10 protein-coding genes are annotated in these 14,712 nt (G+C 68.2%); 8 read left to right on the plus strand and 2 right to left on the minus strand.

Annotated features, from left to right (window positions below; translation table 11 throughout):
- Positions 1 to 325 precede the first annotated feature (325 nt).
- From dnaA to gyrB, 4 genes are all read left to right on the plus strand, one after another.
- The gene (dnaA, locus tag OV090_RS23370; RefSeq protein ID WP_267706428.1) at positions 326 to 1,717 is read left to right on the plus strand and encodes a chromosomal replication initiator protein DnaA; all 1,392 of its coding nucleotides are present in this window, start codon (positions 326 to 328) and stop codon (positions 1,715 to 1,717) included.
- Positions 1,718 to 2,212: 495 nt separating this feature from the next.
- Positions 2,213 to 3,316 carry a DNA polymerase III subunit beta gene (gene dnaN / locus OV090_RS23375; protein ID WP_267706430.1) on the plus strand — a complete coding sequence of 368 codons (1,104 nt, stop codon included), beginning with the start codon at positions 2,213 to 2,215 and terminating at the stop codon, positions 3,314 to 3,316.
- Between the two features lie 34 nt (positions 3,317 to 3,350).
- On the plus strand, positions 3,351 to 4,508 hold the full coding sequence (locus tag OV090_RS23380; RefSeq protein ID WP_267706431.1) for a DNA replication/repair protein RecF: 1,158 nt from the start codon (positions 3,351 to 3,353) through the stop codon (positions 4,506 to 4,508).
- Between the two features lie 115 nt (positions 4,509 to 4,623).
- Entirely contained in the window at positions 4,624 to 7,098 is a 2,475-nt protein-coding gene (gene gyrB / locus OV090_RS23385) for a DNA topoisomerase (ATP-hydrolyzing) subunit B (RefSeq protein ID WP_267706432.1), read from the plus strand.
- A gap of 345 nt (positions 7,099 to 7,443) precedes the next feature.
- Here gyrB and OV090_RS23390 read toward each other — a convergent pair whose 3' ends face one another.
- Complete coding sequence (locus OV090_RS23390; RefSeq protein WP_267706433.1) at positions 7,444 to 7,920, minus strand: hypothetical protein; 477 nt, start codon at positions 7,918 to 7,920, stop codon at positions 7,444 to 7,446.
- A gap of 50 nt (positions 7,921 to 7,970) precedes the next feature.
- Between OV090_RS23390 and OV090_RS23395 the strand changes: the two genes are divergently transcribed.
- The 4 genes from OV090_RS23395 (at position 7,971) to OV090_RS23410 (ending at position 14,104) form a co-directional block, all read left to right on the plus strand.
- Positions 7,971 to 9,716: a hypothetical protein gene (locus tag OV090_RS23395; RefSeq protein WP_267706434.1), complete on the plus strand. Its 1,746-nt coding sequence runs from the start codon at positions 7,971 to 7,973 to the stop codon at positions 9,714 to 9,716.
- Between the two features lie 131 nt (positions 9,717 to 9,847).
- Positions 9,848 to 10,462 carry a hypothetical protein gene (locus OV090_RS23400; protein WP_267706435.1) on the plus strand — a complete coding sequence of 205 codons (615 nt, stop codon included), beginning with the start codon at positions 9,848 to 9,850 and terminating at the stop codon, positions 10,460 to 10,462.
- Between the two features lie 34 nt (positions 10,463 to 10,496).
- Positions 10,497 to 11,969: a hypothetical protein gene (locus OV090_RS23405; RefSeq protein WP_267706436.1), complete on the plus strand. Its 1,473-nt coding sequence runs from the start codon at positions 10,497 to 10,499 to the stop codon at positions 11,967 to 11,969.
- Positions 11,969 to 14,104 (plus strand): 4Fe-4S binding protein, encoded by a 2,136-nt coding sequence (locus tag OV090_RS23410; protein ID WP_267706437.1) that lies wholly within the window; start codon positions 11,969 to 11,971, stop codon positions 14,102 to 14,104. Before OV090_RS23405 ends, OV090_RS23410 begins: the two co-directional genes overlap by 1 nt.
- Before the next feature lie 95 nt (positions 14,105 to 14,199).
- On the opposite strand, the gene OV090_RS23415 is transcribed toward OV090_RS23410, so the two are convergent.
- Positions 14,200 to 14,694: a CarD family transcriptional regulator gene (locus OV090_RS23415; protein ID WP_267706439.1), complete on the minus strand. Its 495-nt coding sequence runs from the start codon at positions 14,692 to 14,694 to the stop codon at positions 14,200 to 14,202.
- Positions 14,695 to 14,712: the final 18 nt, after the last annotated feature.

A 14,712-nucleotide genomic window follows, 5' to 3' on the forward strand; every position in this document is an offset into this window, starting at 1 on the left:
TCTCCCACCGCCCGAGTAAAAGAGCCCTCCCGCGTCGCCACCCTTTCCTGGGCACGGCGCGGCTGGAACCTCAGCGACCGGAGCGACCGGACAGCAAGACCGGACAGTTGCTCCACGGTCACCCCCCAGACCGGACAGTTAGCCCTAGTTGTCTCCGGCCCGGCAGGCCGAAATTCGGCCCCCGGGCCCTGAATTTTTGCCCGGCACGCGCGGGCTCTGAAATTCACAGTTGTGGAGAATCGCCGAACCGATTCGGCGATCCATCCGAGACTATTGGGCAATTCACGCAATCCACAGGGCTTCGGAACCTGTGGACGGAGGCTTCATGACCAATATCTGGAGCGAGGCGATTCAAGGACTGCAGCCGAGGCTCGGCGCACAGACCTACGACCTCTGGATCCGGCCGCTCGAATTGCGCCAGGTTCAAGGCCAGCGCCTTCTTCTCACGGCTCCCAACCGGTTCATGAAGGAGTGGTTCGAGAACCACTATCGTGACGTGGTCCTCGACGAGCTCCGGGCGCGTACGGCGCAGGATTATCACATCGAGATCGATATCTCCGCCGCCGGCGAGGCCTCTCCGAACGCCGCCGCTGCCGCCGCCGAGCCCCAGTCGGAGCCCGAGCCGCCGCCGCCTCCGCTGCCGCCCCTGCCCGCGCTGCCACCGATCGGGTTGTCGAGTCGCTACCGCTTCTCCAACTTCATCAAGGGCAGCTCCAACGAGCTCGCCGCCTCGGCCGCCTGGTCGGCCGCGCAGGACCCCGGCGCCCGCTTCAACCCCTTCTTCATCTACGGCGGCGTCGGCTTGGGCAAGACCCACCTGCTGCACGCGATCGGCCAGCACATCCACGTCCACCGGCCGCACCTGCGCATCGTCTACCAGAGCGCCGAGCGGTTCATGAACGAGTTCATCTCGGCCGTCCGCTTCAACCAGTTCGACCAGTTCCGGGCCCGCTACCGCGAGCAGTGCGACGTCCTGCTCATCGACGACATCCAATTCATCGCCGGCCGCGACCGCACGATGGACGAGTTCTTCCACGTCTTCAACGCGCTCTACGAGGCCGAGAAGCAGATCGTCGTCACCGCCGACCGCATGCCCGGCGACATGCAGGGCATGGAAGACCGCCTGATCTCCCGCCTCAACTGGGGCCTCGTCGCCGACATCAAGGCCCCCGACCTCGAGACCCGCGTCGCCATCCTCAAGCAGAAGGCCGACGTCGATCGCATCGACCTCCCCGACGACGTCGCGCTCCACCTCGCCACCCACGTCCGCAGCAACGTGCGTGAGCTCGAGGGCTCGCTCGTCCGCGTCTCCACCTTCGCCGCGCTCAAGAATCAACCGCTGAGCCGCGAGTTCGTCAGCGAGGTGCTCGGCGTCTCGGCCGCCCCCGCGCAGGCGGCGCCCATCAGCATCGAGAGCGTCCAGAAGGTCGTCGCCAGCCATTTCTCCGTCCGTATCGCCGACCTCAAGGGTCCGCGGCGACACCAGGGCATCTCCCGCCCGCGCATGATCGCCATGTACCTCAGCCGTCAGCTCACCGGCGCCAGCTTCCCCGAAATCGGCCTGCGCTTCGGCGGCAAGGACCACTCGACCGTCATCAACGCCTGCAAGCGCATCGAGAGCATCCAGAGCGAGGACAGCGAGCTCCGCGAGACAGTCGCCGCGCTGCGCCAGCTCCTCGCCCACGAGCCCGCCCACGCCGCCCAGCTGCCCTCCTGATCGGCACCCTCGCGAGCGCCCGGTCCGTCGGTTCGCCCCACAGCGCGCCGGTCGCCGACCTCGCGCTCAGCAAGCAATTCCAGCTCCCTGGCCGCTCCGCCTCGTCGACGCCGTAGCTCACGGCGAGGCGTGGCGTGGCGGCTCACGTCCGTCACCCACCGCCGGCCCCGCCGCGCCACGACTCCATCACACCGTCAGCCGAGCCGCCCCGAGCGGCCCGGCTTTTTGTGCTTTCTCGGCGGCGCGTACACTTTCCACAACGATCTGTGGAACAGCCTGCGGACAACCTGGGGACCCTTGCCTCGCCCCTGCGTCGGGGGTAACTCTGGCTTCGCTCACCAGTCTTTCACCCCCCTCTGATCTCCCGATCCACCAATCATCTCGGTCCCATCGCCGCTTCTTCCCCCGACTCACAGCGACGATCACGAGGACGAGCTTTAAAAATTCTCTTTAAACCCTTAATAAATCTCCCGCCCACATCCTCCCGAGGCCTCGATGGAATTCGAGATCGATCAAGCCAGGTTCCTCTCCGCACTCGCGCTCGCGCAGACCGTCGCCGACAAGCGCAGCAACAACATGCCTATCTTGGCGAACGTCCTGCTGCGCACCACCAAGGACAACCGCCTCGTCTGCAGCGCGACCGACATGATGATCTCGATCACCGAGAGCATCCCGGTCGAGGTGAAGACCCCGGGAGCGCTCACCCTCGGCGTCCGCTCGCTCCACAACGTCGTGCGCACCCTGCCGAGCAAGCCGATCCGGGTGAGGTCGGCCGAGAACCACTGGGCCGAGCTGTCGGTCGCGCGCAGCAGCTTCAAGCTCATGGGGCAGGTCCACACCGACTTCCCCGAGCTGCCCGACCCCAAGGGTCAGAAATTCATCACCATCCCGGGCCACGCCCTCTCGGACCTGATCCAGCGCACCCAGTTCAGCGTGTCGACCGACGAGGCGCGGGTCAACCTCAACGGCGTCCTGTTCGAGTGTGACGGCGTCACCGGCACCATGGTGTCGACCGACGGCCACCGGCTCACCAAGTACAGCCTCCCGCTCGCCGGTCCCAAGCTCGAGCGCGGCATCATCATCCCGCGCAAGGGCATGCTGGAGATCAAGCGCGTGCTCGACCGCGTCCAGGGCGAGGTCGGCCTCGCTGTCGACAGCCAGCACATCTTCGTCCAGGCCGCCGACCTGACCCTCTCGGTCAAGCTCAACAACGTCGTCTTCCCGCCCTACGAGAAGGTCATCCCGGGCGACCACAAGCGCCGCGTCACCGCGCTCCGTGACGAGCTCGTCGATGCCCTCAAGCGCGCCGAGGTCATGGCCCCCGAGAAGACCGCCACCGTGCGCGTCCAGCTCGACAAGGGCACCCTGCACCTGACCGCCGACAACCCCGACCTCGGCGTCGCCCACCAGGAGCTCGAGATCGACTTCGAGGGCGAGCCGCTGGTCGCCGGCTTCAACGCCCGCTACCTGATCGAGGTCCTCGAGGCCATCGACGCCAAGCAGGTCTGGCTCGACTTCCAGGGCGAGCTCGACCCCTGCGTCGTCCGTCCCGTCGACGGCGTCGACCTCCTCGGCGTCGTCATGCCCATGCGGATCTGACCTCCGGGACCGCCTCGCTCCTCGGTGCTCGCGCGTGCTGCTGCAACACCTCAGTCTCCGCGAGTTCCGCAACTTCGCCGCCGGTGACCTCGACTTCGGCGCCCGCTTCACCGTGCTGCACGGCCCCAACGGGGTCGGCAAGACCAACATCCTCGAGGCGCTCTACCTCGTCGCCACCTTGAGGTCGTTCCGCTCGGCCGACCTCGGCCCGCTGGTCCGCCACGGCGCCTCCGAGTCCCGGGTCGAGGTCAGCGGGCACGACCGGCAGCTCGGCCTCGGCACCAAGCTCGCCGTCCACCTGACCCGCACGGCGCGCCAGACCCGGCGCCTCGCCATCGCCGACGGCAAGACAGTGCGCTCGGGCCCCGACTTCTACGGCCGCCTGCGCGCCATTCTCTTCACCCCGGAGGACCTCGGCGTCCTGCGCGGCTCGCCCACCGGCCGGCGCCAGTTTCTCGACCGCGCGCTTTTCGCGCGCGATCGCGCACACATCGCCGACATCGCCGACTACGACAAGCTCCTGCGCTCCCGAAACCGCGTCCTGCGCGGCGAGGACGCCGGCATCGCGCGCGGCCAGCAGGACAGCCTCCTCGACGCCTACGACGCCGGCCTGGCCGCTGCAGGGGCCCGCATCTGGGTCCGCCGGGAGCGGCTGCTCGCCGACCTCCGCAGCGCCTTTGCCGAGGCCTTCGCCCAGATCCACGGCCGGCACCTCGGCGTCAGCCTGGGGTACGTCAGCAAGCTCGCCGGCGAGGCCGGGGCCGAGCCGGGTGACCCGCAGATGCGCCTCGCCGAGGCCTTGCGCGGCGCGCGGCGGCACGACCTCGTGCGCGGCACCACCACCGTCGGCCCGCACCGCGACGACTTCGACGTGCGGCTCGACGGCCAGGACGCGGGCGCCTTCGCCTCGCAGGGTCAGGCGCGCGCGCTCATCCTCGCCTTCAAGATCGCCGAGCTGCAGGACGCTCGCGCGCGGGCCGGTGAAGCCCCGGTGCTGCTGCTCGACGACGTCTCGAGCGAACTCGACCCACAGCGCTCTGCGCAGCTGTTCGAGGCGCTTTTGCGCGAGGCCGGCCAGTGTGTCCTCACGACCACCGCCCCGCACTTCATCGGCCTGCCGGCGGGCGGCGATTGCCGTTACATCGAAATCGACAAGGGTCACATCAAACTCGGCGGCGACAGCGGCCCGTAACCGGCCTAAAACCGGGAAAAACGCCTGTTTGGGCGTGGCACGCGCGACCTTCGGGTGGTAGGATCCGGGCGCTGTTTTCAGCCGCAGGGCCGTCGCCCGCGCCCTGGGAATTCCCATGTCAGAAGTCGACAAGACGCAAGCTCCCGCCGACGATTACAACGCCGACTCGATCTCCGTGCTCGAGGGTCTCGAGGCCGTACGCAAGCGGCCCGGCATGTACATCGGCGACACCAGCGACGGCTCCGGCCTCCACAAGATGGTCTTCGAGGTCGTCGACAACTCGATCGACGAGGCCCTCGCCGGTTGGTGCAAGAACATCGACATCACGATCCACCCCGACAACTCCGTCTCCGTCGACGACGACGGGCGCGGGATCCCGGTCGGCGCGATGGAGGTCGGCGGCAAGGTGATGGACGCCGCGATCGTGATCCTCACGGTCCTGCACGCCGGCGGCAAGTTCAACAACAACAACTACAAGGTCTCGGGCGGTCTGCACGGCGTCGGCGTCTCGGTCGTCAACGCCCTGTCCGACTGGCTGAAGCTCGAGATCTGGCGCGACAACAAGGTCCACAACGTCCGCTTCGAGCGCGGCGACCCGGTCACTCCGGTCGAGGCGGGGGGCCGCACCGAGCGACGCGGCACGCGGGTCCACTTCCACCCCGACCCGTTGATCTTCAGCACCACCGAGATCGACTTCGAGGTTCTGTCCAACCGCTTCCGCGAGCTCAGCTTCCTCAACCAGGGCGTGCGGATGCACCTGCGCGACCTCCGGAGCGGCCGCGAGAAGGTGTTCGACGGCGATGGCGGGATCCCGAGCTTCGTCAAGCTGCTCGCGCAGCACAAAGAGGTCGTCGGCGACCTCATCTCGTTCAGCCGCGACATCGAGTTCGAGTACGAGGGCGAGCAGAAGACGCTCGGCGTCCAGGTGGCGATGCAGTGGACCGACGCCTACCAGGAGACGATCCTCTGCTTCACCAACAACATCGCCAACCGCGACGGCGGCACCCACCTCACCGGCTTCCGCACCGCGCTGACGAAGGTCGTCAACGCCTACGCCGACAGCAGCGGCCAGCTCAAGGCCCACAAGACCAACCTCGCTGGCGAGGAGGTGCGCGAGGGCCTCGTCGCCATCGTCTCGATCCGCCACCCTGACCCGAAGTTCAGCTCGCAGATCAAGGACAAGCTGGTCTCCGGCGAGGTCACCAGCCTGGTCTCGACCGTGGTCAACGAGGAGCTCGGCAAGTACCTCGAGGAGAACCCGCGCTCGGCCAAGCTCGTGGTCGAGCGGGCGATCCTCGCCGCCCGCGCCCGCGCGGCCGCCCGCAAGGCCCGCGAGACCATCACCCGCAAGGGCATCCTCGACGGCCTGTCACTGCCCGGCAAGCTGGCGGACTGCCAGGAGAAGGCCCCGGAGCACGCCGAAATCTTCATCGTCGAGGGCGACAGCGCCGGTGGCTCCGCCAAGCAGGGCCGCGATCGTCGGACGCAGGCGATCCTCCCCTTGCGCGGCAAGATCCTTAACGTCGAGAAGGCGCGCGTCGACAAGATGCTCTCCAGCCAGGAGATCATCACCCTCATCACCGCGCTCGGCACCGGCATCGGCCCCGACAGCTACGACATCAACAAGCTGCGGTACCACACCATCGTCATCATGACGGACGCCGACGTCGACGGCTCGCACATCCGCACGCTGCTGCTGACGTTCTTCTACCGCCACTTCCCCGAGATCATCGAGCGCGAGCACCTCTACATCGCCCAGCCGCCGCTCTACAAGGTCAAGGCCGGCAAGGTCGAGACCTACCTGAAGAACGAGGCCGCGCTCGACGAGTTCATCATCAACAACGCCGTCGGCGACCTCGAGCTCGTCATCGGGAGCCACGCCGTCTCGGGCGAGGTGTTCGCCGCGATCGCCCGCCAGGGCGCGCGCTACAAGCAGCTGGTCGAGTCGCTCGCGCGCGAGCACCGGGCGCAGGTGGTCGAGTTCCTGGTCGACAAGCTCGAGGCCGACGCCAACCTGGCCGCCAGCTTCACCGACGAGGCAGCGGTCAACGCCCTCGGCGCCTCGCTCAAGACCGAGGTCGCCGGGCGGATCGAGAACAACCCGACCATCGACATCTTCGTCGAGGCCGACCCGACCGACCCCGCACGCAAGCAGCTCCGCGTCCAGATCCTCGTCGACGGCGTGCGCCACGACGAGCTCGTCAACGTCGAGCTGCTCGGCGGTTACCAGCTCACCGAGCTGCTCAAGATCCGCCGCCAGCTGGTCGACTACGGCACGGGCGACCTGGCCCTGCGCCGCAAGGGCGAGGTCGTGGCCAGCCCCAAGCGCCTGCTCGACATCGTCCATCACATCGGCGAGCTCGGCCGCAGCGGCCTGCAGATCCAGCGCTACAAGGGCCTCGGCGAGATGAACCCCGAGCAGCTGTGGGAGACCACGATGGACAAGAGCCGCCGCGCCCTCCTCAAGGTCAGCGTCGGCAACAACCTCGAGGCCGACAACGTGTTCGCCGTGCTCATGGGCGACAACGTCGAGCCCCGCCGCGAATTCATCACGCAGAACGCCCTCAACGCGCGCAACCTCGACATCTGAGGTTGTTTTCAAGGAGACATGTCCGAAAGGACATGTCTCCTGTCGATGTGAATGAAGGACATGCCCGAGAGGACATGTCCTTCAGCGCTTCTTGGCTTGTTAGCCGGCCGAAGATGCACTCGGCCGCTCATCCGGCCCGATCGTATTCCGCGAGGACTCGCTCTTACCTCGGCGGGCTGGCTTCGAGAGGCGGCGACGTCAACACCTCGCGAGAAACATCGTTCGCGCGAGATGTCGTCAGCCCTTTCGTGAGCTGGCGGAGCGGTGCCCTCGCCGCCTTGAGGCCCGCGCCGCTCAGGACTGCAGTTTCACGACGACCTCAGCATGTCCGAAGGGACATGCGACTCAGCCCGGCGCCTTGTCCCACGCGACCTTGTCGCCGCAGTGGAGCATCATCATCCCGTGGTACGGGTTGATGATTTCGCCCGTCTTCTGCACCCAGTAGGCCCCCTTGTTATTGAAGGCCATCGGGCAGAAGACCACTTCGTAGCCGGCGCGCTGGTCGCTGTGGGCCTTGAGGTACGAGATGAGGCCCATGCTCATCTTCTCGAAGCCTGCGCGGGCCGTGTCGATGTCCTGGGCTGCGACGCGTCCTGCGCCGGCCACGACCTCGGGGATGCCGGCTTCGGTCTGCAGCGGATCGGCCGCCACCACCACCTGGGCGGACAGCTCGGACAGCTTGTCGAGGCGGTCCGCCGCCAGCGTCTCCTGGATCGTCACGTAGGGCTGTACGACGGACGTCGGCGCCGGTTGGGCGGGCTTGCCGGCCTCGCTGCTGCAGGCCACTGCGGCGATGAACGTGAGCAGGATGCGCCTCGGCACGTTACCGGCGTACCACATGCGTGGACCTTGCGGTAGAGTCCGGCCGGCTCATGCTCGCGCCCGTCCTCGCTCTCTGGCTCGCGCCGGCGCCACCGGAGACGGCCTCCAGCGCTCGTTTGCCGGAGGACGTCCCGCTCGCCAGCGAACCGTCCGGCGCCGGCTCCGCAGCACCCGCCGAGCCGACGAGTGGTGGTGACACGACCGAGCCGAACAAGCCTGCGAGCGGCGGCTTCTTCGGCGGCGACGTCACGACCGCTGCGCCTGCGCCGGTCGAGGGACCGAGCAAGGCGCCGCCGATGCCGGAGGTCGAGGAGCTCCCGTCGCGCGCCGCTCCGCCCGCGAAGAAACCTGGCCTTTCGGCCCTGTTCGGTCCCAAGGATCGCAAGCCGGTCAGCGGCGGCGGCGTCGGCTTCTTCGACCCCGGCAAGCTCGACGATACCGGCCCGGGCGGCAGCGGCGGCATCCAGGTCCGCGGCTACCTCGGCTTCAACTTCACCGTCGCCCAGCGCACCGACCTCAGCGCGCGCGACCCCGAGACCGGCACCTTCCCGCAGCTCAAGACCTTGCCGTACTTCGGCGGCGGCGCGGCCAACCTCTACGTCGGCGCCCCGATCTACAGCGACGTCGTCTACGCGCGGATCGCCTTCGAGTTCATCTCGATCCCCCGCGCCAGCCCCGTCGCCCCCGACGTCACCCCGAACTACGCCCCGATCGTGCTCATGGAGGCCGCGGTGCTCGAGGTGAACCCGTTCGCGTGGGCCAAGAAGGGGCCGCGGTGGTTCGCCGAGGGTTTCAAAATTTCGGGCGGCGTCTTCATCGTCCCGTTCGGCCTCGAGGACGAGGAGCACGACGCACCCGTGCGCTGGTGGGTCACGCGGCCGCTGGCGATGAGCGTCGGTCGTGTCTATCCCGGCTCGTGGATCGACATGGGCGTCACCATCAAGTGGAAGCCGACCTTCGGCGGCGCTCGCCCGATCCGCCCGATCGAGATCGACCTCGGCGTCGTCAACGGCGACGCGTGCACGCAGACCCGCACGATGGACGCGCTCTACCGCTATCAACCGGTCGGCCAGGCGGTGCCGCCGTGCGAGCGACAGCTGCGCGACGTCGAGGTCCCGCGCGGCGACGGCTTCGTCCTCGGCATCACGCCCGACAACAACGGCAACAAGTCGCTGCTCGCTCGCCTGCAGATCCGTCCGGTGCCCGCGCTCAACTTCGGAGGCTCGTACATCTGGGGCACGCACCCGCAGAGTCAGTTCCCGTCGCCGCAGTACATGGGCAAGGGCTATCCCGACACGGTGCAGGCGCCGACCTGGCGCGTCGGGGCGCACTTCGACTTGAACCTCGACGAGGTCGTCGCCAGCCGCTTCCCCTTGCCGCACCTGCGCGGTGAGGTCGTGTACGGCGTCGACAGCGTCGGCAAGACCGCGGCGATGATGCTCGGCGAGCAGGCGCTCGCCGATCGCCGCATGCTCGGCGGCTACGCCCAGATCGCGCAGCCGCTGTGGCGACGCAAGAAGACGAGGCTTCCTGGCCTCATCGTGCAATACCGCTTCGACTTCGCCGACCCCGATCGCGCCGTCCCGGGCCGCACCAAGGACGGTTACGTGCTCTCGGACTTCGCCGATCGGTATCTCTACGACGAGGCGTTGCAGGCGCACGTCGTCGGTCTGCGGTTCCCGGTGCTGCCGCGCTTCAACCTCAAGGGCGAATACATGTTCGTGCGCGAGGAGGGCGGGCGCAGCAACCGCGTGCACAACGACGCCTTCAGCCTGCAGGCAGTGGCCGACTTCTAGCGCCGCGCGCGCCCGTGCGAGCGCGCACAGGGGTGACGGCGCAGCGGTTCGGCTCGCTGAAGCTTTCCGGGTGCCTTGACGTCCCGGCCATCACGCGGGGATGCTTCCCCCTGAAGGCCCGCAGGACGTTCATGACCCGCCTGACCCGCTTCGCCGCCAAGGTTTGTTTGGGACTGCTCTTTTGCCTCGCGCTCGCGCCTCAGCAGTCCGAGGCGCACCTGGCGAAGTGGGGAAGTTGGGAGATTACCCACCGGAACTTGATGAAGTTGTTTCCGGACGCGGACCCCAACGGCTGGCGGATCAAGCGCTACCAGTACTCGGACAGCGAAGTGAAGCTGCTCGAGGCCGAGCTCGGCTTCGAGCTCTACCCCGAGGACAAACTGCCCGAGTTCTTCATCGCCTCGGACGCGCAGGGCAACTTCCTCGGCGTCGCCATCTTCATCGATCCGCGGACGAAGCCGAAGATCCTCGACGGCGGCATTTTGACTCTCGAAGTTGGGATCGGTGTCAACGCCGAGGGCAAGATCAACCGCATCAAGGTCTACGACTACCGCGGCAACGTCGCTCTCGCTCAGGACGCGTTCCTCAACCAGCTCCGCGGCCGCGAGCTCGACTCCAACTTCAAGATGGGCACCGGCGGCCTCGTCGCCGTCGGCGGCGAGCCGGAAGAGAGCCAGCTCGTCGGCAACGCCGCCCGCGAGGCGCTGCTCCTCATGAAGGTCGCGCTGGGGCGCCGCGACGGCTGAACCGCTGCGCTCGTCTGTGCTAGCGTCACAGGCGATGGCATCGTCCCGCGCGCTCCGTGTCCGCAGCCTCGGCCTCGTGCTCTGCTCGACGAGCACCGTGCTGGCGACCGGCTGCCTCGAGGACAACCCCATCGAGCCGACCGCCACCGCGGGCACGGAAGATCCGACCGCCGGCACCAGCGACACCACCACGGCCGGCGCCGAGGACGGCCTGCTCGCGTGCGCCAGCCCGCCCTGCACCCTCCTGGTCGTCAGCCAGACCCTCGACGATCGCATCGACGTCTACGACGTCACCGCCGCCCCGTTCCTGCGCGGACGGATCGGCACCGACCTCAAGTTCGACGCCTCCGGCGAGCAGGTCATGGGCAACCTGCTCGACGAGCCCTACGGCCTCCTGCTCGACGGCGACCACCTGTGGGCGGCGATCGGTCACTACCCCGACACCAACCGCGGCTCGCTGCTCGCCTTCCCGCACGCGGCCTTCGCCGACGTCGCGCAGGGCGAGGTGTTCGCCGAGGACAAGTACTTCGGGGCAGGTAAGTTCTCGGCCGGTGTGCTCGACCTGCCGTTCGGTCGCCAAGAGGCCATCTTCCTGCTGCGTCACCCGAGCGGAAAGATCCTCGTCGGCGTGTTCGCCAACGACCTCCGCGCCGCCAGCTGGCCCGAGCCGAGCGAGCTCCTCGTCGTCGATCCGACCGACCTGCGATCCGAAGCGATCGGAGCGTTCAGCCTCGACCTCGACACCACCCCGTGCAACGGCGGGTGGAAGATCGCCGCTCTCGACGACGCAGTCTCGCGCGTCGCGTTCGCCTGTGACGGCAACGACGCCGTCGCCGTCGTCAGCTTGCCGGGCGACTTCGCCGAGCTCGCCCCGGCCGCCGCCGCCGCCGGCATGAGCGCCTGCAGCACCCCGCTGGCGAGCGGCACCGTCACCACGCAGTTTGTCGCACCCGACGGCGCCGGCGGCCTGCTCGCAGTGCAGTCGCAGATCCTCGAGCCGCCCAAGTTGTGGAGCATCAACGGCAACTGCGGCATCGCCGGGGCGCCGGGCGACGAGCTCCCGCCCGAGCTCGACAGCGTCCGCGTCGTCCGTGAACCGGTGCTGCTGCGCCCGGCGGGCGGCGGTCAGCCGGCGATGTGGCTGCTCGCCAGCGAGACGCCGACGCCGGGCGTGCTGATCGTCCGCGGCGGAGCGTCGCCGACGGTGTGCGGTCAGGTCAGCGGCCTCGACGCGATCGAGGCCGCCGAGAACGCCCCGTTCGCGCTCACGCTCGACAGCACGCGCACGCACCTGGCGATCGGCGCCGGGCCCGTCAGCAACCCGCCGTTCGCCGAGGGCCGCGGGCAGGTCCTGTGGGCCACGCTGGACGTCGCGGAGCTCGACAGCTGCGCGGTCGCGGCCACGGATGTGGTCGACCTGACCGAAGGGACATTCGTGGCGACCGACCCGCGCACGTGGGTGCGCGCGCCCAACATGCTGCTCATCGCCGAGCTCGGAGGCTCGTGATGCAGCGGCGGCGTCTCCCGATCTTGCAACCGCGCCTCGAGGGCGGCGACGAAGATCCGCTGGCGCTGCTCCGGGGCGGCCGCTTCGCCCGCTGGTTCGCGTCGTCGCTCGCGGTGGTCGGCCTGTTCTGGATCGTCAGCAGTCGCGTCGAGGCTCGCGACACCGCCCGCGCCGTCGTCCTCGTCCACACCGCCCTGCAGGCCCCGCCGCAGCCTCCGATCGAAGACATCACGCCGCCGCGGCCTCTCGCGGACGATACGCCGACACCGCCGAAGCCGCCGGTGGAGGACATCACGCCGCCGCGTCCGCCCGTCGAAGACATCACGCCTTCACGGACCCCGCCGCCTCCGCCGATCGAAGACATCACCCCGCCGCGCAAGCCCGGCGAGTCCACCGACGCCTTCGGGCGCAAGCGCACCGGCACCGGCGCGCTCGTGCTCGAGGAGGGCGAGCCCGACGAGTCGGTCGGCTTGCCCAACCAGCAGCGCAAGGAGATCGCCAGCGGCGGCTTCTTCGACCCCACGGCCTTCGACGACGTCAAGACGGTCAAGAAGAAGGCCTACGTCCACCTGATGCCGGGCATCCCGAACGAGGCGTTCTTCGCCGGCGTCGTGCTCATCCTGCTGCTGTCCTTCAGCCTGTTCGAGCGCCACGGCAGCCGCGACAAGCGGGCGCGCAACTACTGGCACCTCGAGCTCACCCGGTTCGCCTGGCTCAAGCGGGCGATCAAGAGCCGATGGTTCCAGCCGGCCGTGCAGCTCCCGGTGGTGCTCGCGTTCCTCGGCGTGATCGTCGTCGGCCTCATCGGCTCGCAGGAGCCGGGCCGCAACCTCGCGCCGGTGCTCACCTGGAACATCTGGTGGATCGGCCTCATCTTCATGGTGCTGCTGTTCGGCAACCTGTGGTGCTTCATGTGCCCGTGGACCGCGATCCCCGACTGGATCATGCGCCGCAGCTTCACCAAGGTGCGCCCGGTCGCCTCGCTGGCGAAGAAGTACCCGCGCTTCAAGCTGTGGATGTGGCCGGCGATCGTGCTGTTCGCCTTCATCACCTGGCTCGAGATCGTGTTCGACGCGGCCAACCGCCCGTGGCTGACGTCGGTGCTCGGCATCTTCATGATCCTGCTGAGCTGGGTGCTGCTGGTCGTGTACGAGCGCAAGGCGATGTGCCGCTACGTCTGCTACGTCGGCCGCGTCTCCGGTCAGTACGCGATGATGGGGATGGTCGAGCTGCGCCGCCGCGACAACGACGTGTGCCGCCACTGCGCCACCAAGGACTGCTACCGCGGCAGCCCGCGCGGCTACCCCTGCCCCACGCACGAGTTCATGGGGGCGATGAACGAGAACCAGTACTGCACGCTCTGCACCGAGTGCGTGAAGAGCTGCCCGCACGACAATATCGCCTTGAACCTGCGGCCGAGCGGCGAGGACGTGCTGCACGCCCATCGTTCGCGCTCGGACGAGGCCTACATGGCGCTGCTGATCTTCATCGTCAGCGCCTTCCACGGCGCGGCCATGATCCCGCTGTGGATGGAGTGGGAGAACGCGCTGCGGACCGCGATCATCGACGGTCAGACCGCGCTGCTCGGCGCCGACGTGCTCGGCTTCGGCGGCAGCCACGGCGGCACGATGACCTTCTCGGTGATGATGCTGGCCTGCATCCTCGGCCCCGCGGCGATCTACGCCGCGCTGTGCTGGCTCATGCGCGTGGCCAGCGGCCGCCGCGACATCACCACGCGCAAGCTGTTCGTCAAGTTCAGCTACACGCTGCTGCCGATCGCGCTCTTTTATCACCTGGCCCACAACGCGGTGCACGTGTTCTGGGAGTGGTCGAAGCTCCGGCGCCTGGTCAGCGACCCGCTCGGCTGGGGTCACGACTTCTTCGGCACCGCCCGCGCGCCGCTGACCGCGTTGTGGTCGCCGGAGACGATCTGGTACGTCCAGGTCGCGCTCATCGTCATCGGCCACATCTACGGCATCTACGTCGCCCAGCGCGAGTCGAACCGCCTCTACGCCGACGACCGCAAGGCCGCGCTGCGCGTCCACCTGGTGATGATGGTCGGCATGATCCTCATGAGCCTGCTCAGCCTGTGGCTGCTGGCCCAGCCGATGTTCATGCGCACCGCCGACCTGTGACAGGTCGGCGGCTCGCAAGAGCATGTCCTTCGGGACATGGCGAAGGCGGCTCGGATGACGAGCCGCGCTCGAGTCCGCCGCACGTGAGCCCGGGCTCAGGCGTGGGCGGGGAACATCTCGTCGAGCTCGCGCACGACGTCGGCGCCCTGGACGCCCTTGGCGAGGGCGAGCTCTTGCACGAGCAACGTCCTGGCCGTGTCGAGCATCTTCTTCTCGCCGAAGGACAGGTCCTTGTCGGCGCGGAGGATGCAGAGGTCGCGCAGGACGCTGGCGATCTCGAGGAGCGACCCGGTCTTGATCTTCTCCATGTACTCGCGGTAGCGCCGGTTCCAGGTCGCCGTCGAGATCTTCTCGCCGCGGCGGGAGAGGACCTCGTAGACCTCCTGGACCTGCACGTCGTCCACGATCGGACGCAGGCCTACCGAGCCGGCGTTCTTCTTCGGGACCATGACCTTCATGTCGTTCTCGAGCACCCGGAGGACGTAGAATTCCATGACGGATCCGGCGATTTCTCGCCGATCGACGCCAGTGACCTCCGCGACTCCGTGGGCGGGGTAGACGACCTTGTCACCGATGTTGAACTCGCTCATGGAGCGCCTTCAAAGACG

Source organism: Nannocystis sp. RBIL2 (assembly GCF_026626745.1).
In the GTDB taxonomy this organism is placed as follows: domain Bacteria; phylum Myxococcota_A; class Polyangia; order Nannocystales; family Nannocystaceae; genus Nannocystis.